This is a genomic window from Lysobacter enzymogenes, assembly GCF_023617245.1.
Classification (GTDB): domain Bacteria; phylum Pseudomonadota; class Gammaproteobacteria; order Xanthomonadales; family Xanthomonadaceae; genus Lysobacter; species Lysobacter yananisis.
Window position 1 is genome coordinate 2,477,470 of sequence record NZ_CP067396.1, and the last position, 21,775, is coordinate 2,499,244.

The following is a 21,775-nucleotide window of genomic DNA, read 5'->3' on the forward strand; positions in this document are numbered from 1 at the left end:
GTCGTAGCCGCCTTTCGCGGTCGCAGCTCGCGCAGCTCCTACAGGTAGCCCATGTAGGAGCTGCGCGAGCTGCGACCGCGACACGACGCCTATCGCGCCACCATCGCAATCCAGCGCCATCCTCACGCCGCGTCCGCAATACTCGTCGCACGCATCGCGCCCCACCGTTCCGGAGCCAACCATGAGCCAGGACTTCGTCGTCGCCATCCCCGCCCGCTACGCCGCCTCGCGCCTGCCCGGCAAGCCGTTGCGCGAACTCGCCGGCGAACCGCTGGTGCTGCACGTCGCCCGGCGCGCGCTGGCCGCGGGCGCGCGCGAGGTGTGGATCGCCACCGACGACGCGCGCATCGCCGATGCGCTCAAGGACTGCGGCGTGCAGGTGGCGATGACCTCGACCGACCACGCCTCCGGCACCGACCGGCTGGCCGAATGCGCCGACATCGCCGGCTGGCGCGACGACACCGTGGTGGTCAACCTGCAGGGCGACGAACCGTTCGCGCCGGCCGCCGGCATCGTCGCCGTCGCCGACGCGCTGCGCGACAGCGGCGCGGAGATGTCGACCCTGGCGGTCGCGGTGACCGAGGTCGAGACCCTGTTCGATCCCAACGCGGTCAAGCTGGTGCGCGCGGCCAACGGCGACGCGCTGTACTTCAGCCGCGCGCCGATCCCGTGGCCGCGCGACGCCTTCGCCAAGGACCGCGAGCGCATGCCCGGCGGCGGCGACTGGCTGCGCCACATCGGCATCTACGGCTATCGCGCCGGCTTCCTGCGCAAGTTCGCCAAGATGCGCCCGGGGCGGCTGGAGCAGATCGAATCGCTGGAGCAGTTGCGCGCGCTGGAAGCCGGCTACCGCATCGCCGTGGGCATTACGCCCGAAGCCTTCCCGCCCGGCGTCGACACGCCCGAGGACCTGGCCCGCGCCGAGGCCTTCCTGGCCGCGCAGGGCGCGGCGGGCGAGGGCGCGGCCGATAAGGGCGCAGCCGGTCAGGGCGCGTAAGCCATGCGCTTGCTGGTGGTGTGCCTGGGCAACATCTGCCGCTCGCCGGTCGCCGAGGGCGTGCTGCGCGCGCGGATCGAGGCGTCCTCGCTGCGCGGATTGATCGAACTGGATTCGGCCGGCACCGGCGACTGGCACGTCGGCGAGCCGCCGGACCGGCGCTCGATCGCCAACGCCGCGCAGCACGGCGTCGACATCGCCGGCCTGCGCGCGCGCCAGCTGGCGGCCGCCGACTACCGCGAATGCGATTGGCTGCTGTGCGCCGACCGCGCCAACCTGCGCGACGTGCGCGCCCGCGCGCCCAAGGACGCGACCGCGCAAAGCGCGTTGCTGCTGGACTGGTGCGGGACCGTCGCCGACGGCGAGATTCCCGATCCCTACACCGGCGGACCGGCCCAGTTCGAGCATGTGTTCCAGTTGCTGGATCGCGCCGCGGATGGGGCGATCGCGCGGTTGCGGCGGGAGCTGCAGCTGCGTTGATCGGGCCGTTTGAGGTTTTGCGGCGGCTGAAAGAAAGGCGTCGGGGCTGAAGCCCCTCCCACAAGAGGGGCGACGCTGTGCGGGCTTTTGTGGGAGGGGCTTCAGCCCCGACGCTTTTCGGCCCGATCGCCTCGACCCCCACGCTCGCGCATTCAGCCGCCCATCCCATCGCCGCCCCTTGCGCTCGCGCATAATCGACCCAATTCAGTTACCGCCCCGATCCGCCGGCCGCGATGCCGGCCGCCAGCCGCCGCCGATGCTTTTCCCCGCGACGCCCGCCATCGTTTTCGTCCCTTCGTCCCGCCGCGTCGCCGCGGCCGCGTGGTTGCGCGCGCGCGCTGGGGCGGTCTCGCGGAGCGAGCGCGCATGAGCGCCGATCTGCCCGACGCGAACGCCACGCCCGTGCCCGACGCGGCCGCGCCTGCGCAAGCCGCACCCGCCGAGGCCGCGCACGCCGAAGCTGCGCACGGCAAATCCGCTCCGGCCAAGCCCGCGCCGTTCGACGGCAAGGCCTTCGTCAAGCGGCTCAGCACCGCGCCCGGCGTCTACCGCATGATCGGCGCCGACGACAAACCGCTGTACGTCGGCAAGGCCGGCGCGCTCAAGAACCGCGTCTCCAGCTATTTCAACGCCACGCCCAAGTCGGCGCGGATCATGTCGATGCTGGCGCAGACCGTGCGCATGGAAGTCACGGTCACCCGCACCGAGGCCGAAGCGCTGATCCTGGAAAACCAGCTGATCAAGTCGCTCAAGCCGCGCTACAACGTGCTGCTGCGCGACGACAAGAGCTATCCCTACGTGCTGATGACCGGCGAGGCGTGGCCGCGCATCGCCATGCACCGCGGCCCGCGCGCGGTCGCCGGGCGCTACTTCGGTCCTTACGCCAGCGTCGGCGCGGTGCGCGACACGCTCAACCTGATGCACAAGCTGTTCCGGCTGCGCAGCTGCGAAGACAGCGTGTTCCGCAACCGCTCGCGGCCGTGCCTGCAGCACCAGATAGGCCGCTGCAGCGCGCCCTGCGTCGGCCTGGTGCCGGCGCGCGACTACGCCGAGAGCGTGCGCCGCGCCGGCCTGTTCCTGGAAGGCCGCAGCGACGAGCTCACCGACGAACTCGGCCGCGACATGGAGGCCTCCAGCGCGCGCCTGGACTTCGAGGACGCCGCGCGCCTGCGCGACCTGATCGCCAGCATCCGCAGCCTGCAGGCGCGCCAGTACGTGGACGGCCGCGCCGCCGACCTCGACGTGCTGGCGTTGGCGATGAGCGGCGCCGCCGCGTGCGTGCTGCTGCTGGCCTTCCGCGACGGCCGCAACCTCGGCACCCGCGCGTTCTTCCCGCAGACCCGCGGCAGCGACAACCCCGAGGAAGTGCTGACCGCCTTCATCTCGCAGTACTACGGCGAACAGACCCCGCCGGGCGAGATCGTGCTCGACCGCGACCTGCCCGACCGCGAATTGTTCGAACAGGCTTTCTCCGCCGCCGGCGAACGCCGGGTGCAGATCAAGAGCAGCGTGCGCGGCGAACGCGCCGGTTACCTCGACCTGGCCCGGCGCAACGCCGAGATGGCGCTGGCCACCGAGATGACCAGCCACGCCGCCCAGCTGGCCCGCGCCGAAGCCTTGCGCGACCTGCTGAAGATGCCGGCGCTGCCGCAGCGGATCGAATGCTTCGACATCAGCCACACCATGGGCGAGGCCACCGTGGCCTCGTGCGTGGTGTTCGATTCGGAAGGCCCGGTGCGCGGCCAGTACCGCCGCTACAACATCGCCGGCATCGTCGAAGGCGACGACTACGCGGCGATGAACCAGGCCATCGCCCGGCGCTTCCGCCGCGCGGTCGAAGACGAAGGGGTCATGCCCGACGTGCTGTTGATCGACGGCGGCGCCGGCCAGGTCGCGCAGGCGCGCGCGGCGCTGGACGAACTGGGCGTGGAGGGCGTGATCCTGGTCGGCGTGGCCAAGGGCCCGGCGCGGCGTCCCGGCGACGAGGAACTGCTGCTGCCCGACGGGCGGGTGGTCCGCCCCGGCGCCGAGTCGCCGGCGCTGCAGTTGGTCCAGCAGGTCCGCGACGAGGCGCACCGTTTCGCCATCACCGGCCACCGCGGCCGGCGGCAGAAGACGCGCAACAGCAGTAGGCTGGAGGACATTCCCGGCATCGGCCCGCGCCGACGCGCTAATCTGTTGCGGCATTTCGGCGGATTGGGCGGGCTCAAGGCCGCCGGGATCGAAGAGATTTCCCGGGTCGAAGGCGTCAACGAGGCCTTGGCCGAGCGCATCTACGCCGCCTTGCACGGGCTGGAGGCGCCGGAAGAGGCGGTGTCGGCGGGGGGCGGGCCGGGCTTGGGTCCTGCAGCGGCCTCGTCCGCGACGGCCTCGTCTGGCACGATCTCTTCGGGAACGGATGCCGCCCCCAAGGCGTCGAAGGCCAAGAAGCAGCGTGCGGCCGCCAAGCCGGACCCCCAGCGGAGCGAAGGATGAAGTTGACCATACCCACCATGCTGACCCTGGCGCGGATCGTGCTGATCCCGGTGCTGGTGGTGGTGTTCTTCCTCGATTACCCGTGGACCAACCTCGCGGCCGCGTTCATCTTCGCCTTCGCCTCGATCACCGACTGGCTCGACGGCTGGATCGCCCGCCGCTACAACCAGTACTCGGCGTTCGGCGCCTTCCTCGACCCGGTCGCCGACAAGCTCATGGTCGCCGTGGCCCTGCTGCTGATCGTGCAGAAGCACCCGACGGTGTGGATGACGCTGTGGGCCGCGGTCATCGTCGGCCGCGAGATCGCGGTCTCGGCGCTGCGCGAGTGGATGGCCGAGCTGGGCCAGCGCGCGGCGGTCAAGGTCGCCGCGATCGGCAAGATCAAGACCATCGTGCAGATGGTCGCGCTGGTGTGCCTGCTGTACCAGGAGCGCATCTTCGGCCTGCCGGTGTTCCAGATCGGCGAATGGCTGCTGGCGGCCGCGGCGCTGCTGACGTTGTGGTCGGGCCTGTCCTACCTGCGCGCGGCTTGGCCGATCATGCGCGCGGACACCGGCGGGCCGCGCTGAAGCGCGCCGCCGAGACGGATCGCGGCGCCCGCGCGCACCGGGGCGGGGCGCCGAAGCCCCGTTAAGAAAGCAGTTGACAGTTTTCTTTCCATGCCTAAAATATCGGTTCCCTCAGCGGGAATAGCTCAGTTGGTAGAGCACTACCTTGCCAAGGTAGATGTCGCGAGTTCGAGTCTCGTTTCCCGCTCCAGATTCGAAGGCGTCTTCGGCGACGAAGCGCCTTGAAATCAAACCCCCTCGCGGGGGTTTGTTTTTTTAGACGGGAGCCGGCGCCCGGCGACATTCGGGATTGCCAGCGATCGTGGTGTTAAGGCAACATGTGTGGACGTCACCGGCCGGGTGGCAGAGTGGTTATGCAGCGGACTGCAAATCCGCGTACGCCGGTTCAATTCCGACCTCGGCCTCCAGATTCGCAACATCGGTCCTCACCAATGGCCGAAGTTGAAAAAGATCAGCGGGAATAGCTCAGTTGGTAGAGCACTACCTTGCCAAGGTAGATGTCGCGAGTTCGAGTCTCGTTTCCCGCTCCAGATCGATGCCTCGCCTGGCGATGCATCCGCGGCACCCAAGGCGTCCGGCCAAGCCGGCCGCCTTTTGTTTCCCCGGCGGGCTCGGCCGCGTCGTGGAAACGGCAGCAAATCAGCGGGAATAGCTCAGTTGGTAGAGCACTACCTTGCCAAGGTAGATGTCGCGAGTTCGAGTCTCGTTTCCCGCTCCAATCCGGTGCGACGCGATGGCGGCGCAGTGCAGCAAACCAAGCGGTCGGCGCAAGCCGGCCGCTTTTTTTTGTGCGTTCGCCTGGGAACCGGGGCCGGGTGGCGAAGTGGTTCTGCAGCGGACTGCAAATCCGCGTACGCCAGCCGCCGGCCTATCGCGCGTCGCATCGCAAGTCTTGGGGCGCGCGATTTCAGTGACGTACCATCGGCGCATCGACGCAAGGAGCGCCCAGTGACCATCGCCAATACGCAGCTGCAGCAATACGACTTTCTCGCCGACATGCAGGCCGATGCCTATTTCCCGCCGTTCCTGGTGGCGAAGGGGCAGCAGATCCTGATCCGCCTGTGCGAGGCGATCGAAGCGGAGCGGCCGCAATCGCTCGCCGCGCTGTACCCGCTGACCCATGCCGCGACCGAGGAATTCAACCGCCTCGCCGAAGAATTCGAACGCCACGACAGCGAGATCGAGACCGCCGCGCGCGAGAACATCGGCGGCGACTTCGAGGTCATCGCACACGCGTACGGCTTCGATTCGGCCGATATCGAGGAACTGATCGCGCCGCGCGATTGGTGAGCGTTGCGGGGTTTTCCGGATCGCGTCCTTCGCGGGAACGACGGTAGGCGGGTAACGATGGCAGACAGGTTCCGCCGCGGCTCCCCCCCAATCGTCATCCCCGCGAAGGCGGGGATCCAGAGACTTCAGCGCCATGTCGCGATGAAGCCCTGGGTTCCCGCCTTCGCGGAAACGACGGTAGGTGGGTTTCGTCGCATCCGTTTCCGGCGTCGCATCTGCTTCCCACCGTCGACGCCGCGACGAACGCATCCGCCTCAGCCGCGCGCCGGCGCGCCCTCGACCCGGCGTTGCAGTGCCTGCCAGTCCACCGCCAACTCGCAGCCGCGCGCAGAAGCGTTGCGGCCCCAGTCGCGCAGCAGTTCCAGGCAGGCCTGGTCGAGATGGTGCAGGCGGTCGTGGACCAGGCGGACGCGGGTGTTCGGCGGCACCCGCTCCAGCGCGCGCGCCATCGCCGGCACCTTGAGGAAGGTGGCCGAGCCTTCCAGGCGCAGCGAGGCGCGCCCGTCGGCGTCGTGGACCAGCCGCACCTGCAGGCGCGAGGCCTGCAGCGCCAGGCGCAGCAGCGACAGGGCGAAGCCGACCAGCACGCCGATCAGCAGGTCGGTGGCGACGATGGCGGCGACGGTGGCGAAGTAGATCGGCGCCCAGCCCTTGCCGAACGCGGCGAAGCTGCGCGCCTGGCGCAGGTTGATCATCTTCGCGCCGATGTAGACCAGGATGCCGGCCAGGCACGCCACCGGCGTCATCCGCACCAGCCACGGCAGCAGCGCGGCGAACAGCAGGATCAGCAGGCCGTGGAAGATCGTGGCCATGCGCGTGGCCGAGCCGGCCTGCACGTTGGTCGCGCTGCGCACGATCACCCCGGTCATCGGCAGGGCGCCGAGCGCGCCGCAGATGAGGTTGCCCACGCCCTGCGCGCCGAGTTCGCGGTCGTAGCCGGTGCGCGGGCCGTCGTGCATGCGGTCCACCGCCGCCGCCGACAGCAGGGTTTCGGCGCTGGCGATCAGGGCGAAGGTGAGGGCCGCGGCCAACATCGCCGGTTCGGCCAGCCGCGACAGGCTGTCCGCGTTGGGCAGCGAGATCGCGGCGAGCAGGTTCGACGGCATCTGCACCCGCTTGACGTCCAACGCCAGCAACTGGCTTAGCGCGGTCAGCGCGACAACCGCCAGCAGCGCGCCGGGCAGGAAGCGCAGGCGCGCGGGTCGCAGTGTGTCCCACAGCAACAGGATCGCGATGGTGGCGATGCCGACCAGCAGGGCCGTGGCGTTGGCGCCGCCGCTGCCGGACAGCGCCGCGCCGAGCGCGGCCGGGAACGCGGCGAAGTTCTCCAGCCCGCGCGCCTTGGGCACCGCGTCGATCAGCACGTGCAACTGCGAGGCGACGATGAGGATGCCGATGCCCGAGAGCATGCCCGCGACCACCGCCGGCGAGGTCATGCGGAACCACACGCCGGCCCGGCACAGGCCGGCGAGCAACTGGATCGCGCCGGCCAGCAGGATCACCGGGCCGAGCGCGGACGCGCCGTGTTCGCGCACCAGTTCGAACACCAGCACCGCCAGGCCCGCGGCGGGGCCGCTGACCTGCAGCGGCGAGCCGGCGATGGCGCCGACGACGACGCCCCCGACGATGCCGGTGATCAGGCCCGCGGCCGGCGGCATGTCGGAGGCGATGGCGATGCCCATGCACAGCGGCAGCGCGACCAGGAACACCACGACCGAGCCGAGCAGGTCGCGGCCGAACAGGCCCTGGGCGAAGTAGTTCTTGACGCAAGCGGCGTTCAACATGTCGGCGTCCTCATGCGTCGGTGCCGGTCAGGGCGAAGCGCGCCAGCGGCGTGGCGTCGGGCGCGGACTCGCTGCCGGGCAGGACCGCGACGAAGCCGCCGCGCGCCGGATCGAACGCGCGCAGCTCGGCGTGGGCGATGTCGTAGATCCAGCCGTGGATCGCCAGGCTGCCGTTGGCGATCGCCGCGGCCACCGCCGGCAGCGTGCGCAGGTGTTCGAGCTGGCCGACCACGTTCTCCTCGGTCAGGCAGCGCAGGCCGACCTCGCCTTCGAGCATGGGGCCGTTCTCGGCGACGACGTGGCGGGCGACGTCGGCGTGGCGCAGCCAGGCCGACAGCGACGGCATCGAGGCGATGCGCTCGGGGTCCTGCAGCGCCTTCATCGCGCCGCAGTCGGAATGGCCGCAGATCACGATGTGGCGGACCTTGAGCACCTTCACCGCGTACTCGATCGCGGCGACCACGCTGCTGACGTGCTGGGCGTAGGGCGGGACGATGTTGCCGACGTTGCGGTAGACGAACAGTTCGCCCGGCTGCGCGCACAGGATCAGTTCCGGCATCACCCGCGAGTCGGCGCAGGTGATGAACATGGTGTGCGGCTGCTGGCCCTGGGCGAGCTTGTGGAACAGCTCGCGCTGATGCGGGAAGACTTCGCGGCGGAAGCGGTTGAAACCTTGGATCAGTCGGTCCATGGGGGTGTTCTCGTTCGGTGGGGGGAGTGGTGGCACGCCGGCGTGGCCGGCTTTGCTGCGTGTCGCGCGGACGCGACGGGACCGCGCCCGGCGCGGACGCCGGACGTGCGGTCGCGCCGAAGGCGCAAGCGGGCCGAGTCCGCGCGCGGCGGACGGGACGATGGGAAGGGGCCGGCGCGTGGCCGCACAGGCGATCGCGTCGGACGCGACCGCTACGGAAGGGGCCGTTACGGGCGTGGCCGCTTATGCGGGGTCGTTGCGCGCGCGATCGCCACCCAGCATCGGGGCCGACGCTGCGTGCGCGTTCGTGCGGATCGCGCCGCGGCCGTATGGTGCGGCGCGGGTGCGGACAACCCTGCGCAGGCCGAGGCGGTCAAGCCAAGGGCGGTCGCGGATCGGGCCCATGCGGCCGCGTGCGCGCGGCCTGGGCGAAGTCGGGCAACGCGGCGCTGCGAATGGCGGGCGCGGGCGTCCGCAGCGGCGGCGGCAACAGGCCGGGTTCGCATTCGGCGTGTTCGCCGACGAGCGATGCCGAATCGACGAGGTCGGGCAAGTACGGTAATGGGTCGCCGCACTCGTCCGCTGCCGCGAACGGCGTTGAATCCGCACAGTGCATCCCGGCGAACTGAGCGTCGCTCGACCGTGCATGCATCGAGCGCGTGTCCATCGACGGCACGCCCGGCGACCACGCCGGCACCGCGACCAGATCGGCCAGCATCGCCAACAACAGCAGCCATTGCGCCGCCGTCCGCCGCAACGCGCACAGCCGCCGCAGATACGCGTCCGCGGTGCGGTGCGCGATCGCGGAGTGCGGTGCGTGCAAAGGGTGGGGCGCGCGCATCGGCCCGGCATCGGCCGGCGTGGTCGCGTCGACGGTCTTGTTCACTGCGTTCAGGGCCAAAGCGTAGGGGGAATGCGGCAGATGCGGTCTGCACGCGCGCTCATGCGTGGCGGGCAAACGCGGTCGATGCTAGCGAGCGCATCGCGATCTGTCTGTGGATGCCGCATGAACGCAGGCCGCTTTTTTACGAACTGGAGCGAGCCGCACAATGGCGATGCGGCATCGGCAGCGGCCTGGTCCGGCGCTGCGTTCGCGACCTGTGCGCGAGCGAAAAGTTTCGTCGTCGCTTGTGCGAACGAGGTTCGCGTTTGCGTTGTGCGCGCTGGGTCACGCGGGTTGGCGCGCGATGTGCGCTGCTCGCGCATGAGCCAACACGGTGCGCGTTTCGCGAATGATCGTACGGTTCGAGTTCATCGATCCGAGGTCGATGCGCGCGGGGTTCTGGTCTGCATCGGCACGGTGCGGCCTGATACGCATCCACGACGACGAACGCTTTCGTCCCCCGGATCGTGGCCGGCATGCACGCGGCGACGGCGCCTGCGCGACCTGCGGGCGAACCCGCGCCGGCCCAGGGGTTCGCAGCGCCGCGGCCCGGGCCCGGGCGCGGCCTTATCGGCTAGACTAGCCGCGTCACCGCATCCTGCCCGGATGGCGAAATCGGTAGACGCAGCGGACTTAAAATCCGCCGGCCTCGCGGCCGTGCCGGTTCGAGTCCGGCTCCGGGCACCAAAGGCTTCCGCGCCCCGCGCCTACTCGGCCGCGCCATCCGCGCGCGGCGCGGCGCCGTCGCGCCGCAGCCGCTTGAGCTTGCGTTCCAGCGCGGCTTCGCGCTTTTCCAGTTCGGCCACGCGCTGGCGCAGTTCTTCGGCTTGAGCGTCGTGGCGCTCGCGTACCGCGTCGCTGGCCAGGTCCAGCGCCTGCAGCCACAGCTGGCGCAGCGGCACCGGTACTTCGTCGGCCAGCGGCGCCAGTTGCAGGCGCGTGGCCAGGCCGGCGTAGAAACGCCGCAGCATCGGGTGCAGTCGATTCGGCGAGCCGCTGCCGTAGACCGCGCGGATGGCTTCCACGGTCGGCTGGACCCCGGCGCGCAGCATGCGCCAGGCGATGTCGTCGAGTTGGCCCTGGTCCAGCGGCATGCGTTCCTGCGATCCGCGCGGGCCGCCCAGGCGGCCTTCCTCGGCCAGCGACTGGCGGATCCGCCACAGCGCGTCCTGATCGGTCGCCATCGTCGCGCGCCTACGCCAGCTCGAACGCCGCGGCGGCGTCGAACTTTTCCTTGAGGAAGCGCTCGCTCAGCAGCAGCGATTCGGCGTCGCCGGCGAAGGCCTCGCGCGAGATGCGCTGCAGCGACTGGTCGAGCAGGTCCAGTTGCTGCGACAGCGTCTGCGCCGCGGTGCGGCCGTCCTTGAGCGGCTGGGTGCGGGCGAACACCGGCGGCAGCTTGAGATAGCCGCCGAGCATGTCGGGCAGGTAGCGGCGCAGGCTTTCCTGCACCGCGAACGCGGCCGACGCCGACAGCGCGCCGGAGCCGCGCAGTTCGTGCAGCCGCGGCAGCAGTTCGCCGAGGGTCTGCTGGATGTTGCGCAGGCTCGCCAGCGCCTCGGCCGGCACCCGCTTGGCGACTTCGCCGACCAGGCGGTCGAGGTGTTCGATCAGCGCCTCCACCGGCAACTCGGCTTCGGCCACGCGCTCGCCGAGCCGGTCGCGCGGCCACGCCAGCGCGCCGACGCCGTACAGCCCGAGCACGATCAGCGGCCAGCCGGTCGCGATCACCCCGGCGAACAGCAGGCCCAGCCCGACCAGGCCGAGCGCGCAGCCGGCGATGTTGCGGTTGCTGTAGAGGTACAGGCGCAGGCGCTGGCCCAGCGTCGGCGTCGTCGGCGGCGGCGCGACCGGCAGGTTCATCACTGGTATCCGCGGATGTCCTTGAACACCAGGGTCAGCGACTTGCTCTTGGCGTCGAAGACCTGGCCGCCGGTGGCCTGCGCGAGCGATTTCATCTCCTCCGGGTCGGCGTCGCCGAACAGGATCGGGAACACCCGGATCGAGCGCAGCGCCTCGTCCTGGGCGGCGTACCAGCCCAGGAACGCGCGCAGGTCGCTGCCTTCGGTGTTCTCGCCGTCGCTCATCAGCACCACGGTGTAGTAGCGCGGCTCGCTCGCGGCGCGCTTTTCCGCGGCCAGTTCGGTCAGCGCCTGGCGCACGCTGTCGAAGATCGCGGTGCCGCCGCCGGGCCGCAGCGGCGCGATCTCGGCGCGGATCGCCCGCAAGGCGGCGGCGTTGCCGGCGGCGTCGCGGCCCATGTCGAACAGGCGGGTGCGCTCGGGCTGGCTGGAGAAGGTCAGCACGCCGATGCGCTCGCGGTTCTGGAAGCGCGCGTAGCGGTCGGTCAGCGAGGCGGCGTTGCCGCCGGCGAGGGTGTCCATCGCCGCCTTCATCGCTTCGATGCGGCCGTCGTTGCCCATCGAGCCGGACAGGTCGAGCACGTAGCGCGAGCTGGCCGGGATGCGCACGTCGGCGAGGAAACCCTGCAGCAGGCTGTCGATCACCTGCGGCTGGCCCGGGAACGGCAGTTCGATCAGGGTGCGCTGGGCGATGCTGGGCGCCGCCTGCGCTTCGGGATTGACCGGACGGCGCAGGGTGGTTTGCGACAGGCGCGTCTGGAACGCGGGCGAACGCAGGAACGCGACCAGCTTGTCGTAGTCGGCGCGCTTGCCGGCCTCGAGCAGCATCAGCGGATAGTCGGCGGTGACGATGCCTTCCTTGGGATACACCAAGGTCAGCGGCTCGCCGAGGCGGCCGTCGCGATTGAGGCTCAGCAGCACCGACTCGTAGTTGATCAGGCCGTCGACCTTGCTTTGCTCGCGCGCGTAGGTCTCGGCCAGCCAGCCCGAGGAGCCGGCGGTCATGCGCTGGCCCTGGAAGAAGGCCTTGAGCGCGGGATTGGCGACGTCGGCCTCGGTCAGCGCGTCGGGGTTCGCGGCCAGCGCGGAGGCGATGCCGATCAGCGCGGTGAAGCCGGTGTTGCTCGAGGTCGGGTTGGTCATGCCGAAGCTGAAGCGGCCCGCGCGCGAGGCTTCGGCGATGTCCTTCCAGGTCGGGTCGGTCTTGTCCCAGCCCAGTTCGCGCGCCTTGGACGTCTTCACCCCCAGCACCACCGGCGACAGCATGATTTTTTCCTGCGCGAGCAAACGCTGCTTGAGCGCGGGATTCATCGCCAGGTACTTGCCGTGGCTGACCCAGACCGCGTCGAACTTCTCGCCCGCGGCGAGGCGGTCGATGGCGTCCAGGGTGCCGGCGTAGGCGAAGCGCAGTCGCACGCCGGTGGCCTTGGCGATCTCGTCGCCGAGCTGGGTGTCGACGTCCTTGAGCTCGGAGCCGGCGAGCACGGTGAAGGCCGCGCCGTCGTCGCCGCGCGCGGCACGGCCGTCGTCGGCGCCGCTGCCGGCGGAGCCGTTGCCGCCGCCGCAGGCGGCGAGCAGCAGCGCGGCGAAAGCGAGCAGGGCGCGGCGCAGGAATCGGGTCATCGGTGGGCCTTCCTGTGGCGGGGTGGTTGCGGAAGTTCGAAGCGGGGGAACACGAGCCGCCGAATCTCCCATCCCGTCGTTCCGGCGAAAGCCGGAATCCATTTTGATGTCGCTCTTGTCCGTGCTTGCGAGGAGAGGAGCAACGGCAAGATCAAAATGGGTTCCGGCGTTCGCCGGAATGACGGGGTGGGGGTGGCGCGGGTTCATCGGGGTAGGGCGGGCCGCGGCCGGGGTTACAGCGCCACCGGTCCGGCCGGCGCGGCGATGCTCTGCCGCACCGCCGCCACCGCCTCGCGCTCGCGGTTCATGCGCGCCTCGCCCTTGGCGATCAGGCCGCGCAACTGTTCGATGTTGGTGCCCATCGCGCCGATCGCCTTGCTGCGGAATTCGTCCATGCGGTCGAGCGCGGCGAAGGTGGTGTCGAAGGCGTTCTGCAGGGTCTGCACGCCGATCAGCGGGTTGCTCTGGAACTCGGCGACGCGGTCGACGTGCTGGCCGAACTGGGTCGAGGTCGAGGCGATCAGGCCCTCGATCGCGCGCGAGGACGACTTCAGCGCGTCCATCACCTGCAACTGGTAGCCCTGCGCGCGCGCCAGGGTCGCGGCGATCGACAGGCTGGACATGCCGATGGTCGCCATGCGGTCGCAGCCGTTGCGCAGCTCGCGCCCGGTCTTGCGCAGGCCTTCGAGCATCTTGTAGCCGTTGATGCAGACCAGGATCTGGGTCTTGATGTCGACGCTGGCCTGGCGCACGTAGAACAGCACTTCCTGCTCGACCGCCTTGGCCCGCGCCGGGTCGCTGGCCTTGAGCGGGTCCAGCGCCGCGCTGAGCTTGCCGTCGAGTTGCTCGGCGAATACGTCGGCGGCCTTGAGCCGGGTCAGCGCTTCCAGCAGTTTCTGCATGGTCGCGTACAGCGCCTGATCGTCTCGCGCCAGTTCGTCCTGCACGCCGCAGAGGCTGTCGATGGTCTTGCGGATCGAGTCGCCGGCCGAGTCGAAGCGCTGCAGATAGGCGCGCAGCTTGTTGCCGAACGGAATCAGCCCGAGCAGCTTGTGCGCGGCCAGCAGATCGCCTTCCTTGGACGGATTGAGGTCCTCGAACAGGATCCGCATCTCGCTCATGACCTTGAACGCCGGGCTGTCGGCGTCGGCGACGAAGTTGCGGTCGAGGAACTTGTTGGTCAGCAACGTGCTGTCGCCGATCTCCTTGCGGCCCAGGCGGAACGCGCTGTCCACCCGGCCGCGGAAGTCCTCCGAATGCGGATCCAGCGCGAGCAGGTCGGCGATGAACTGGTCGGCCTGGCTCAGCACCTGGGTGCGGGTTTCGTCCTTGAACGGGATCATCGCCGCGGCCTGGTCGGGCTCGGCGACGGTTAGCGCCGGCTCGGGCATGTCCAGGGTCAGCGGGGCGACGGGTTCGGCGAGGAGGGCGGTCGTGCCCGGGGTTTGGGGCGTGCTCATGGCGTCGTTCCTTCAGTGGCCCAGCCGCGATTCGATGCGGCCGATCATGCGTTCGAGGAGGTCGTAGGTCGGCGGATCGACCACATCGACCAGTTGCTGCGGCATGTCGATGCCGCGCTTGCCGGCGTCGGCGAACAAGGCCGCGTTGTCGGGCCCGCGCAGGCCGTAGCGCGCGGCGATCGCGCGCACCTTGGGATTGCGCTCGAAGGCCTCGGCGAAGCGCGCGCCCTTGTCGTTGAGGGCGACCAGGGTGTGCTTGGTCAGCACGGTCGGCTGCGGGTACAGCAGGACCATGTCCGGGTCCACGCGCGGGTGCTTGAACGCGTACTCCAGGAACTGCTGCTCGTAGATCATCACCAGCGGCGACTTGCCCATCTTCATGGTGACGTAGTCTTCGAACGGCCCCGACGAGCTCGATTCCTGGTAGCCCTGCTTGGAGAACAGGTGCACCAGCCGGTCGGCGACCTGGTCGGCCGCGGTTTCGCTGGCGACCACGTCGTCGCCGTTGGCCAGGTAGCTGGCCAGGGCCAGGTACATCGCCGCCGAATTGCTGGTGCGCACGTCGGTGCTGGTGATCAGCACCGACTTGCCGACCGCGTAGTTCGGGTTGGGCTGCAGGTCCTTCCAGCGCGCGCCGCTCTCCATCAGCGCCACCAGCTTGCGCATGTCGACGATGAAGTAGGCGTCGCCGCGCTTGCCGACGATGCCGTTGGCTTCCAGCGTCGGCAGCAGCGGCTTCCAGCTGGCCACCGTCATCGGCGTGTAGAAGCCGTTGTAGATGCGGCGCGAACCGGTCGCGTCGGCGATCTTGCGCGCCGCCGCGGTGCCGGCGGGGTAGGCGGCGTCGAAGCTCTTGAGGTCCGGGCGGGTGGCGATCTCGCGCGAACCGGCCTTCTGCACGTCGAGCACGATGTTGTCGGCGAGCAGGACCTGGGCCAGCTCGGGATCGCGCAGGAATTCGAGCTTCTCCGAACCGGTGAGCACGCGCACGTTGACCCGCGCGGCGGCGTCGGCCTGCTGTTTGCGCGTTTCGGCGGCGGCGCGGTCGTCGGCGCGCTTGCCGTTGAAGGACATCACGATGCCGGCGACGACGCCGAGCAGCAACACCGCCGCGATCGCGGGGCCGAGGATCTTCCTCATTGGCGAACCTCCTTATTCGCTGCCAGCGTATGGGCTATGTATGACCTATGTTTGACAGTCGGGGGCGGGGGCGCGGGTTGGGGGTTGGGGCCGGTCGACACCCTGGCCGGCATCGCGCCGGTTTTGCGTCAAGATGGCTTTCCCGCGATCGAGGTGCGCATGTTTCCCGCCGACGCCGCCGAAGCCCTGGACTTGATCCGTTCGCTCGGCGCGCCCGCGCGCCTGCAACGCCATGTCGAACTGGTCGGCGAGGCGGGCGAGGCGTTGTTGGCCGTGCTGCGCGAGCAGGGCGTCGTCGTGGACGAGACCTTCGTGCGCGTCGGCATCGTGCTGCACGACGCCGGCAAGATCCGGCATCCGGCCGAACTGCAGGGGCCCGGCAGCGAACACGAGCCGGCCGGCGAAGCGATGCTGCTGGCGGCCGGAGTCGCGCCGGAACTGGCCCGGGTCTGCCGTTCGCATGCGCGCTGGGCGGCGATGGATTGCCGGTTAGAGGAGCTCGCCGTCGCCCTGGCCGACAAGCTGTGGAAGGGCGCGCGCCGCGGCGAACTGGAAGAGCGCTTCATCGATGCGGCCGCGGCGGCAGGCGCGACGGATCGTTGGGCCTTGTTCGTGGCCCTGGACTCGGCATTCGAGCGCATCGCCGCCGGGGGGGCCACGCGACTGGCGCGCAGCACGCTGTGACATTCGTCGGTGGCCGGCCGGCGAGGGCGCCTGTACCCTGACGGCACACGCGACCGACCGCGCCGACGTTGCCCGCAACGCCGGCGCATCGGCGTTTTCCTCCCAGCGCAGGGTCCACCGCATGAGCGTTCTCGTCACCGGCAGCGCCGGCCACCTCGGCGAAGGCCTGATGCGCCTGCTGCGCGCGCAGGGGCGCGCGGCGCGCGGCCTCGACCTCAAGCCGTCGGCGTTCACCGACTTCGCCGGTTCCATCGCCGATCCCGATTTCGTCGCCGAGGCCATGCATGGCGTGGACGCGGTGATCCACGCCGCGACCCTGCACAAGCCGCATGTGGCGACCCATCGTTATCAGGATTTCGTCGACACCAACATCACCGGCACGCTGAACCTGCTGCAGGCCGCGCACGAACGCGGCGTGCGTTCGTTCGTGTTCACCAGCACCACCAGCGCGTTCGGCGCGGCGCTGACGCCGGCGCCGGGCGAGCCGGCGGCCTGGATCGACGAGGGCGTGGCGCCGATCCCGAAGAACATCTACGGCACCACCAAGATCGCCGCCGAGGGCCTGTGCGAGCTGTTCCACCGCCGCCACCGGTTGCCGGTGCTGGTGCTGCGCACCTCGCGCTTCTTCCCCGAGGACGACGACGACGCGGCGCGCCGCGCCGAGTACGACACCGCCAACAGCCAGGCCAACGAACTGCTGTACCGACGCGCCGACATCGACGATGTCGCCCAGGCCCACCTGTGCGCGATCGAACGCGCGCCGGCGCTCGGCTTCGGCCGCTATATCGTCTCGGCGACCACGCCGTTCCGGCGCGAGCACCTGGCCGAACTCAGCGTCGATGCGGCAGCGGTGGTGCGGCGGCTGTTCCCGCGCTGCGGCGAACTGTACGCGGCCAAGGGCTGGAACCTGTTCCCGCGGCTGGACCGGGTCTACGTCAACGACGCCGCGCGCCACGACCTGGGCTGGGAGCCGCGCTATGGTTTCGACTACGTGCTCGATTGCCTGCAGCGCGGTCTGGATTTCCGCAGCGCGCTGGCGCACGAAGTCGGGGTCAAGGGCTATCACGCGCAGCGTTTCGAGGACATGCCGTATCCGGTGGTGTGAACCCGCGGCGGCGCGCGCCGCGGCCGGTTAGGGCATCGCGACGGCCCGAGCGTCGCCGCGGGCGGCGAGGCCGCGGCTGGCTACAATGCCCGGGCGCGCCGCCGTTCCGCGGCGACGCAGCCGCCGATGCCAGGGAGCGCCGCCATGTCCGAGTCCGCACACCGTCCGCCCGCCGCGCGAGCGCGCGCATGAGCGCGACCGCGCTGATCTGCCTGGGCGCCAGCGACGGCCCGCGCGCTGAGAATCTGCTCGAAGCCGGCGCGCAGTTGCTGGCCGAACCCGGCACGTCGTTGGCGGCGGTGTCCGGGCTGTACGGCGATCGCCACTACCTGCACACCGGCGACGCCACCTTGAACCTGGTGCTGGCGCTGGACTGGCGCGACCCGCCGCAGCCGCAGGCGCTGGAGCGCCGCTTCAAGCGCATCGAAGCCGGCTTCGGCCGCCAGCGCGATCCGCGCCGGCGCATGCCGGTGCCGCTGGACATCGACCTGCTAGGCGCGCTCGACGCCGACGGCCCGCGCTGGCAACCGCGCTACGATCCCGGCCGCGGCTATCTGTTCCACGGCCTGAGCCAGTTGCCGCTGGCGCCGCTGCAGGCCGCGCTGGACGCGCTGCAGCGCCAGCGCGGTTTCCGCGGCGAAGACAACGCGCACGGCTTCTACGCCTATGCCGGCGTCGGTTTCGTGCGCCGCTACCTGATCGAACGCGCCGCGCAGTTGCGCGACGCCGGGCAACGGGAGGCCGGCTGATGACGGGAGGCCAGCAGATGAATCGGGCGCACACCACCACCTTGGTCACCGGCGCCTCGCGCCGGATCGGCCGCGCCCTGGCGCAGGCTTGCCTGGCGCGCGGCGAGCGCGTGGTCGCGCACCGGCGCAGCGCCGACGCGGTGCCGGAGCCGTTCGCCGCGCCGGTGGACGCGTGGTGCTGGGACATGCTGCAGCCGCTGGATTCGCTGCCGGCGCAGGACATCGACCATCTGATCCTCAGCGCCTCGTTGTTCGAACGCGGCCACGCCTGGAACGCGCTGTCGGCCGATGGCGGCGCCGCCAGCGCCAGCGCCGAGGAACGCGAGCGCTTCGCCCGCCACCTGCAGGTCAACCTGCTGGCGCCGTGGGAACTGGCGGTGCGGCTCAACGCGCGGCGGCCGCTGCGCTCGGTGACGATGCTGCTCGACACCTACCTGGACCGTTCGTTTCCCGGCCACGCCGCCTATCAGGTCAGCCGCGCCGCCGGCGCCGGACTGGTGCGCGCGCTGGCGGCCGAATTGACGCCGTGCCGGGTCAACGCGGTCGCGCCGGGCACGGTGTTGCCGTCGGTGCGCGACCCGGCCCAGCGCGCCGAACAGGAAGACGCGATCAAAGCGCGCACGCTGCTCGGGCGCATCGGCGCGGTCGAGGACGTGGTCGACGCGGCGATGTACCTGCGCGACGCGGCTTATGTCACCGGCGAAATCCTGCGCGTCGACGGCGGCCGCTTCAAACTCTGAAAACCTGCGGCTCTATGTAGGAGCGGCGCGAGCCGCGACCGCGACAACGCAACTGCGTCGACGCTTGCGCAACAGCCGCGTTGTCGCGGTCGCGGCTCGCGCCGCTCCTACAGCGAGCCCACCGGCTTTCGATCCAGCTCCCGCACCACCGTCCCGAACCAAGGAAGAGCATGAAGATCATCCAGGGCGATCTGCTGCAACTCGCCGCCGACGGCCGTTTCGACGTCATCGTGCAAGGCTGCAACTGCCAATGCCGGATGGGCCGCGGCATCGCGCTGAGCATCCGCGAACGATTCCCGGCCGCGTGGGAAGCCGACCGGCGCACCGTGCCGGCCGACCGCGGCAAGCTCGGCACGTACAGCCAGGCGCAGGTCGAAGAGAACGGCCATCGCTTCGTCGTGGTCAACGCCTACACCCAGTTCCATTGGCGGGGCGAGGGCGTGCTCGCCGACTACGAGGCCATCGGCCGGGCGATGCGCGCGATCGCGCGCGAGTTCCATGGAAAGCGGATCGGCTACCCGCTGCTCGGCGCCGGGCTGGCACGGGGCGATTGGAGCGTCATCGCGCCGATCATCGAGGAGGCGCTGGCGGGCGAGGACCACACCTTGGTCGAGTTCACCGGTTGAAGTCGCGTGGCGGTCGGATCGAAGAGCGTCGGGCCTGAAGGCCCTCCCACAAGAGCGGACCCGGCCTGGGCTTTTGTGGGAGGGCCTTCAGGCCCGATGCTTTTCTCCCAGCCCGCGACCATCCCCGCGGTGCGGCGCACCGCGGGATTCATGCGACAGCGCAAGCCGCTTCCAGTCGGGCCGGTTCAAGCTTGCGCCGCCAACTCCGCCATGTGCTGGGCGATGCGTTGCCGCGCCGCCGCTGCGTTGTCGCGCGCGCGTTCCCAGGAGGCGCGCGCGGCGCCCTGGGCCTGTTCCCAGCTCAAGGCCGAACCCAGGCGGATGCGCTGGTAGCGCCCGCGCAGGTCCAGGCCCGGGTCGTCGAAATCGCGGCCTGGGTGTTCGAGCTGCACGGAGATGCCGACGTAGAACGCCGGTGCGTAGTCGCTGAAATGCAGTCCTTCGCGATAGAACTCCGCCTCGCGATAGTGGCTGGCCCAATAGCTCAGCCCGGGCGTGGTCGGAGTGGGGCGGCCTTGCAGGGTGGTCGTCATCGCTCTGGCTCCGCTTCGGGAACCCCCTGTGCGGGCAAAGCTAGCCCACGACGGCGTTAGTTGTCCGTTACGAATAATTCGCGTTGCGTGAATTGTGAATAGGGCAGCGATTTGCTGCACGCAACCGCCCGGCGGGGACAACTCCAGGCAGGCGGCGGAGCGCGCACAGACGGGCCGGCCGGCCGTTACCGGCCCTGCGCCGCGGTCCCCGCGGTATACGCGTCGACCCGGCCTGGGCAGCGGCCGGAAATCGCCGGAACCGGGTGAGAACAAGCGCGATTTGCGATCGCGCGCACCCTTGGACGCTGCCGGCGGGCCCCGGTCGCACGCCGCCGCCAACGCCGTGCGCGGCGCCGCCGCGGGCGATGCCGGTGGGCGCGCACGGCCGAACGGATCGCCGCACATGCGTTCGGGCCGGCCGCGTTTGCGCGGCGCATATTGCGCCGCGCCGGGCCAAGGCTCAGGGTATGCAGCATCGCCGCGCGCGGCGCGGCGCCGCACCCACGCCGCGTCCGCGCGGCGTCGCTACGGATCCCGATGGAGCGTGCGTGACGGCAACCGATCCCAGCGCCTACGAAGCGGGCCGCGCCAGCGAACACCTGCGCTTCGTGGGCCGCATCTACCGCATGCGCAGCCTCGGCCTCGGGGTCGGCTTCTTCGCCGTCGCCGGCGTGCTCTACGAACAGGGCGCGGCGTGGTGGACCTGGGCGGCGCTGTTCGGCAACGGCTTCGTGTGGCCGTCGGCGGCGTACCTGATCGCCTCGCGCAGCCGCGATCCCGAATACGCCGAGTACCGCAACCTGCTGCTCGACTCGGCCGTGGGCGGGGTGTGGATCGCGGTCATGCAGTTCAACGTGGTGCCCAGCGCGCTGCTGGCGGTGATGCTCTCGGCCGACAAGATCGGCGTCGGCGGCTGGCGCTTCCTGCTGCGCACCGCCGCGGCCCAGGCCCTGGCCTGCGCGCTGGCCTGGGCCGCGCTCGGCTTCGGCTTCGCTCCGCACAGCTCGATGACGGTGATCCTGGCCTGCCTGCCTTTCATGTTCGTCTACCCGATGGCGATCAGCAGCGCCGCCTACGGCCTGGCGCGCAAGGTGGTGCGGCAGAACCGCCAGCTCGCCCACCTCAGCCGCACCGATCCGCTGACCGGGCTGCAGAACCGCCTGCACTGGGACGACTCGGCGACCGCGACCATGACCCACTGCGCGCGCAGCAACAAGCGCGCGGCGCTGGTGGTGATCGACGTGGACCGGTTCAAGGAGATCAACGATTACCACGGCCACCAGGTCGGCGACGCGGTGCTGCGCCGGATCGCCGACGTGCTGCATCGCGCGGCGCGCATGACCGACACCGCCAGCCGCATCGGCGGCGACGAGTTCGCCCTGATCGTGATGGACATCGACGGCGCCGGCGCCCGCGCGATCGCCGAGCGCCTGCGCTGCGCGGTCGAGGACGCGCGCTTCGACGAGGCGCCGGAGCTGCGCTGCACGGTCAGCATCGGCGTGGCCGCGACCGGCGCCAGGACCCTGACCGCGACGATGTGGATGCGCCATGCCGACGCGGCGTTGTACCGTGCCAAGCAAAACGGCCGCAACGCGGTGGTGGAGGCGGCGGAATGAGCATCGACGACAACGACCGAACCACGCGCGCGCCGCCGGGACCGCGCGACGGCGGCGTGGACGAGGACTGGACCTCGTGGGCGCCGGCGGGCGGCTGGGACGGCTACGCCGACGAGCCCGCGGTGTTGGACGCGGTCCTGGACGGCGTGTCCGAAGCCGCGGGCCTGTGGCACAACATGAGTTTCCCGTCGCTGTCGGTCTGGGAATGGTGCGCCGACGGCAGCGCGATCGCGATCGCGTATCGCGACGACCGCATCGCCGGGCTGCAGACCAACGGCGGCGTCGCGCTCGAACACTTCCTCGCCGCGACCGCGGCGTTCGGTTTGATCGCGCGGGCGCCGGCCGGCGATTGAGCCGCCGGCCGGCGCGGACGCCCGCGCCGCGCCGACCGGGCGGCCGGTATTTGCCAGCGCGCGACGCCGCTCTCTAGAATCCCAGCACCGCCGGCCGTCGCCGCGCCGGCACTGG

20 protein-coding genes, 5 tRNA genes and 3 pseudogenes are annotated in these 21,775 nt (G+C 70.5%); 18 read left to right on the top strand and 10 right to left on the bottom strand.

Annotated features, from left to right (window positions below; translation table 11 throughout):
* Window positions 1-181 precede the first annotated feature (181 nt).
* The 9 genes and pseudogenes from kdsB (at window position 182) to JHW41_RS10420 (ending at window position 5,811) form a co-directional block, all read left to right on the top strand.
* Window positions 182-997 carry a 3-deoxy-manno-octulosonate cytidylyltransferase gene (gene kdsB / locus JHW41_RS10380; RefSeq protein ID WP_250449842.1) on the top strand — a complete coding sequence of 272 codons (816 nt, stop codon included), beginning with the start codon at window positions 182-184 and terminating at the stop codon, window positions 995-997.
* Between the two features lie 3 nt (window positions 998-1,000).
* Window positions 1,001-1,477, top strand: a complete 477-nt coding sequence (locus tag JHW41_RS10385) for a low molecular weight protein-tyrosine-phosphatase (protein WP_057947991.1) — start codon at window positions 1,001-1,003, stop codon at window positions 1,475-1,477.
* A 366-nt stretch (window positions 1,478-1,843) separates the two neighbouring features.
* Window positions 1,844-3,790, top strand: a pseudogene (gene uvrC, locus JHW41_RS10390) (excinuclease ABC subunit UvrC); the annotation flags it as partial.
* A 158-nt stretch (window positions 3,791-3,948) separates the two neighbouring features.
* Entirely contained in the window at window positions 3,949-4,521 is a 573-nt protein-coding gene (pgsA, locus tag JHW41_RS10395; protein WP_250449843.1) for a CDP-diacylglycerol--glycerol-3-phosphate 3-phosphatidyltransferase, read from the top strand.
* 114 nt (window positions 4,522-4,635) lie between these two features.
* Window positions 4,636-4,711 (top strand) — tRNA-Gly (locus JHW41_RS10400).
* A gap of 143 nt (window positions 4,712-4,854) precedes the next feature.
* Window positions 4,855-4,928 (top strand) — tRNA-Cys (locus tag JHW41_RS10405).
* A gap of 47 nt (window positions 4,929-4,975) precedes the next feature.
* Window positions 4,976-5,051: transfer RNA gene (locus JHW41_RS10410), tRNA-Gly, on the top strand.
* Between the two features lie 112 nt (window positions 5,052-5,163).
* A tRNA-Gly gene (locus JHW41_RS10415) sits at window positions 5,164-5,239 on the top strand.
* Window positions 5,240-5,469: 230 nt separating this feature from the next.
* Window positions 5,470-5,811 carry a DUF5713 family protein gene (locus tag JHW41_RS10420; RefSeq protein ID WP_250449844.1) on the top strand — a complete coding sequence of 114 codons (342 nt, stop codon included), beginning with the start codon at window positions 5,470-5,472 and terminating at the stop codon, window positions 5,809-5,811.
* 254 nt (window positions 5,812-6,065) lie between these two features.
* Here the strand turns inward: JHW41_RS10420 and JHW41_RS10425 are convergent, their stop codons facing one another.
* The 3 genes from JHW41_RS10425 to JHW41_RS10435 all read right to left on the bottom strand — a co-directional run bounded on the left by JHW41_RS10425 (window position 6,066) and on the right by JHW41_RS10435 (window position 9,172).
* Complete coding sequence (locus tag JHW41_RS10425) at window positions 6,066-7,592, bottom strand: SulP family inorganic anion transporter (protein ID WP_250450943.1); 1,527 nt, start codon at window positions 7,590-7,592, stop codon at window positions 6,066-6,068.
* 13 nt (window positions 7,593-7,605) lie between these two features.
* Window positions 7,606-8,286: a carbonic anhydrase gene (locus JHW41_RS10430; protein WP_250449845.1), complete on the bottom strand. Its 681-nt coding sequence runs from the start codon at window positions 8,284-8,286 to the stop codon at window positions 7,606-7,608.
* Window positions 8,287-8,659: 373 nt separating this feature from the next.
* Window positions 8,660-9,172, bottom strand: coding sequence for a hypothetical protein (locus tag JHW41_RS10435; RefSeq protein ID WP_250449846.1), 513 nt, complete (start codon window positions 9,170-9,172; stop codon window positions 8,660-8,662).
* Window positions 9,173-9,769: 597 nt separating this feature from the next.
* Here JHW41_RS10435 and JHW41_RS10440 point away from each other — a divergent pair.
* Window positions 9,770-9,856: transfer RNA gene (locus JHW41_RS10440), tRNA-Leu, on the top strand.
* Between the two features lie 20 nt (window positions 9,857-9,876).
* On the opposite strand, the gene JHW41_RS10445 is transcribed toward JHW41_RS10440, so the two are convergent.
* The 5 genes from JHW41_RS10445 to JHW41_RS10465 all read right to left on the bottom strand — a co-directional run bounded on the left by JHW41_RS10445 (window position 9,877) and on the right by JHW41_RS10465 (window position 15,254).
* On the bottom strand, window positions 9,877-10,353 hold the full coding sequence (locus JHW41_RS10445; RefSeq protein ID WP_250449847.1) for a DNA-binding protein: 477 nt from the start codon (window positions 10,351-10,353) through the stop codon (window positions 9,877-9,879).
* A gap of 10 nt (window positions 10,354-10,363) precedes the next feature.
* Window positions 10,364-11,032 (bottom strand): hypothetical protein, encoded by a 669-nt coding sequence (locus JHW41_RS10450; RefSeq protein ID WP_250449848.1) that lies wholly within the window; start codon window positions 11,030-11,032, stop codon window positions 10,364-10,366.
* On the bottom strand, window positions 11,032-12,654 hold the full coding sequence (locus JHW41_RS10455) for a substrate-binding and vWA domain-containing protein (RefSeq protein WP_250449849.1): 1,623 nt from the start codon (window positions 12,652-12,654) through the stop codon (window positions 11,032-11,034). Before JHW41_RS10455 ends, JHW41_RS10450 begins: the two co-directional genes overlap by 1 nt.
* Before the next feature lie 233 nt (window positions 12,655-12,887).
* Complete coding sequence (locus tag JHW41_RS10460; RefSeq protein ID WP_250449850.1) at window positions 12,888-14,114, bottom strand: toxic anion resistance protein; 1,227 nt, start codon at window positions 14,112-14,114, stop codon at window positions 12,888-12,890.
* A 12-nt stretch (window positions 14,115-14,126) separates the two neighbouring features.
* A complete protein-coding gene (locus JHW41_RS10465; protein ID WP_250449851.1) occupies window positions 14,127-15,254 on the bottom strand; it encodes a hypothetical protein in 1,128 nt (375 codons plus the stop codon).
* A gap of 159 nt (window positions 15,255-15,413) precedes the next feature.
* Between JHW41_RS10465 and JHW41_RS10470 the strand changes: the two genes are divergently transcribed.
* From JHW41_RS10470 to JHW41_RS26815, 6 genes and pseudogenes are all read left to right on the top strand, one after another.
* Complete coding sequence (locus JHW41_RS10470) at window positions 15,414-15,938, top strand: HD domain-containing protein (protein WP_250449852.1); 525 nt, start codon at window positions 15,414-15,416, stop codon at window positions 15,936-15,938.
* A gap of 121 nt (window positions 15,939-16,059) precedes the next feature.
* The gene (locus JHW41_RS10475; RefSeq protein ID WP_250449853.1) at window positions 16,060-17,043 is read left to right on the top strand and encodes an NAD-dependent epimerase/dehydratase family protein; all 984 of its coding nucleotides are present in this window, start codon (window positions 16,060-16,062) and stop codon (window positions 17,041-17,043) included.
* A gap of 188 nt (window positions 17,044-17,231) precedes the next feature.
* On the top strand, window positions 17,232-17,792 hold the full coding sequence (locus JHW41_RS10480) for a 2-amino-4-hydroxy-6-hydroxymethyldihydropteridine diphosphokinase (protein ID WP_057947979.1): 561 nt from the start codon (window positions 17,232-17,234) through the stop codon (window positions 17,790-17,792).
* 17 nt (window positions 17,793-17,809) lie between these two features.
* Entirely contained in the window at window positions 17,810-18,532 is a 723-nt protein-coding gene (locus JHW41_RS10485) for an SDR family oxidoreductase (protein ID WP_250449854.1), read from the top strand.
* 170 nt (window positions 18,533-18,702) lie between these two features.
* Window positions 18,703-19,158: a macro domain-containing protein gene (locus JHW41_RS10490; RefSeq protein WP_057947977.1), complete on the top strand. Its 456-nt coding sequence runs from the start codon at window positions 18,703-18,705 to the stop codon at window positions 19,156-19,158.
* A gap of 6 nt (window positions 19,159-19,164) precedes the next feature.
* Window positions 19,165-19,221, top strand: a pseudogene (locus JHW41_RS26815) (DUF6053 domain-containing protein); the annotation flags it as partial.
* Between the two features lie 23 nt (window positions 19,222-19,244).
* On the opposite strand, the pseudogene JHW41_RS26820 reads toward JHW41_RS26815, so the two are convergent.
* Window positions 19,245-19,310, bottom strand: a pseudogene (locus JHW41_RS26820) (hypothetical protein); the annotation flags it as partial.
* Between the two features lie 33 nt (window positions 19,311-19,343).
* Window positions 19,344-19,691: a hypothetical protein gene (locus tag JHW41_RS10495; RefSeq protein WP_057947976.1), complete on the bottom strand. Its 348-nt coding sequence runs from the start codon at window positions 19,689-19,691 to the stop codon at window positions 19,344-19,346.
* 548 nt (window positions 19,692-20,239) lie between these two features.
* Between JHW41_RS10495 and JHW41_RS10500 the strand changes: the two genes are divergently transcribed.
* On the top strand, window positions 20,240-21,307 hold the full coding sequence (locus JHW41_RS10500) for a diguanylate cyclase (protein ID WP_175429220.1): 1,068 nt from the start codon (window positions 20,240-20,242) through the stop codon (window positions 21,305-21,307).
* Window positions 21,304-21,660, top strand: a complete 357-nt coding sequence (locus JHW41_RS10505; RefSeq protein ID WP_250449855.1) for a hypothetical protein — start codon at window positions 21,304-21,306, stop codon at window positions 21,658-21,660. Before JHW41_RS10500 ends, JHW41_RS10505 begins: the two co-directional genes overlap by 4 nt.
* Window positions 21,661-21,775 lie beyond the last annotated feature (115 nt).

Excerpts from the sequence above, each read along its gene's own strand:
- JHW41_RS10495 (WP_057947976.1), bottom strand. The coding sequence starts at position 19,691 with ATGACGACCACCCTGCAAGGCCGCCCCACTCCGACCACGCCCGGGCTG.
- JHW41_RS10445 (WP_250449847.1), bottom strand. The coding sequence starts at position 10,353 with ATGGCGACCGATCAGGACGCGCTGTGGCGGATCCGCCAGTCGCTGGCC.
- JHW41_RS10470 (WP_250449852.1), top strand. The coding sequence starts at position 15,414 with ATGTTTCCCGCCGACGCCGCCGAAGCCCTGGACTTGATCCGTTCGCTC.
- pgsA (WP_250449843.1), top strand. The coding sequence starts at position 3,949 with ATGAAGTTGACCATACCCACCATGCTGACCCTGGCGCGGATCGTGCTG.
- JHW41_RS10465 (WP_250449851.1), bottom strand. The coding sequence starts at position 15,254 with ATGAGGAAGATCCTCGGCCCCGCGATCGCGGCGGTGTTGCTGCTCGGC.
- JHW41_RS10385 (WP_057947991.1), top strand. The coding sequence starts at position 1,001 with ATGCGCTTGCTGGTGGTGTGCCTGGGCAACATCTGCCGCTCGCCGGTC.
- JHW41_RS10450 (WP_250449848.1), bottom strand. The coding sequence starts at position 11,032 with ATGAACCTGCCGGTCGCGCCGCCGCCGACGACGCCGACGCTGGGCCAG.
- kdsB (WP_250449842.1), top strand. The coding sequence starts at position 182 with ATGAGCCAGGACTTCGTCGTCGCCATCCCCGCCCGCTACGCCGCCTCG.
- JHW41_RS10480 (WP_057947979.1), top strand. The coding sequence starts at position 17,232 with ATGAGCGCGACCGCGCTGATCTGCCTGGGCGCCAGCGACGGCCCGCGC.
- JHW41_RS10505 (WP_250449855.1), top strand. The coding sequence starts at position 21,304 with ATGAGCATCGACGACAACGACCGAACCACGCGCGCGCCGCCGGGACCG.
- JHW41_RS10485 (WP_250449854.1), top strand. The coding sequence starts at position 17,810 with ATGAATCGGGCGCACACCACCACCTTGGTCACCGGCGCCTCGCGCCGG.
- JHW41_RS10460 (WP_250449850.1), bottom strand. The coding sequence starts at position 14,114 with ATGAGCACGCCCCAAACCCCGGGCACGACCGCCCTCCTCGCCGAACCC.
- JHW41_RS10490 (WP_057947977.1), top strand. The coding sequence starts at position 18,703 with ATGAAGATCATCCAGGGCGATCTGCTGCAACTCGCCGCCGACGGCCGT.
- JHW41_RS10430 (WP_250449845.1), bottom strand. The coding sequence starts at position 8,286 with ATGGACCGACTGATCCAAGGTTTCAACCGCTTCCGCCGCGAAGTCTTC.
- JHW41_RS10455 (WP_250449849.1), bottom strand. The coding sequence starts at position 12,654 with ATGACCCGATTCCTGCGCCGCGCCCTGCTCGCTTTCGCCGCGCTGCTG.
- JHW41_RS10475 (WP_250449853.1), top strand. The coding sequence starts at position 16,060 with ATGAGCGTTCTCGTCACCGGCAGCGCCGGCCACCTCGGCGAAGGCCTG.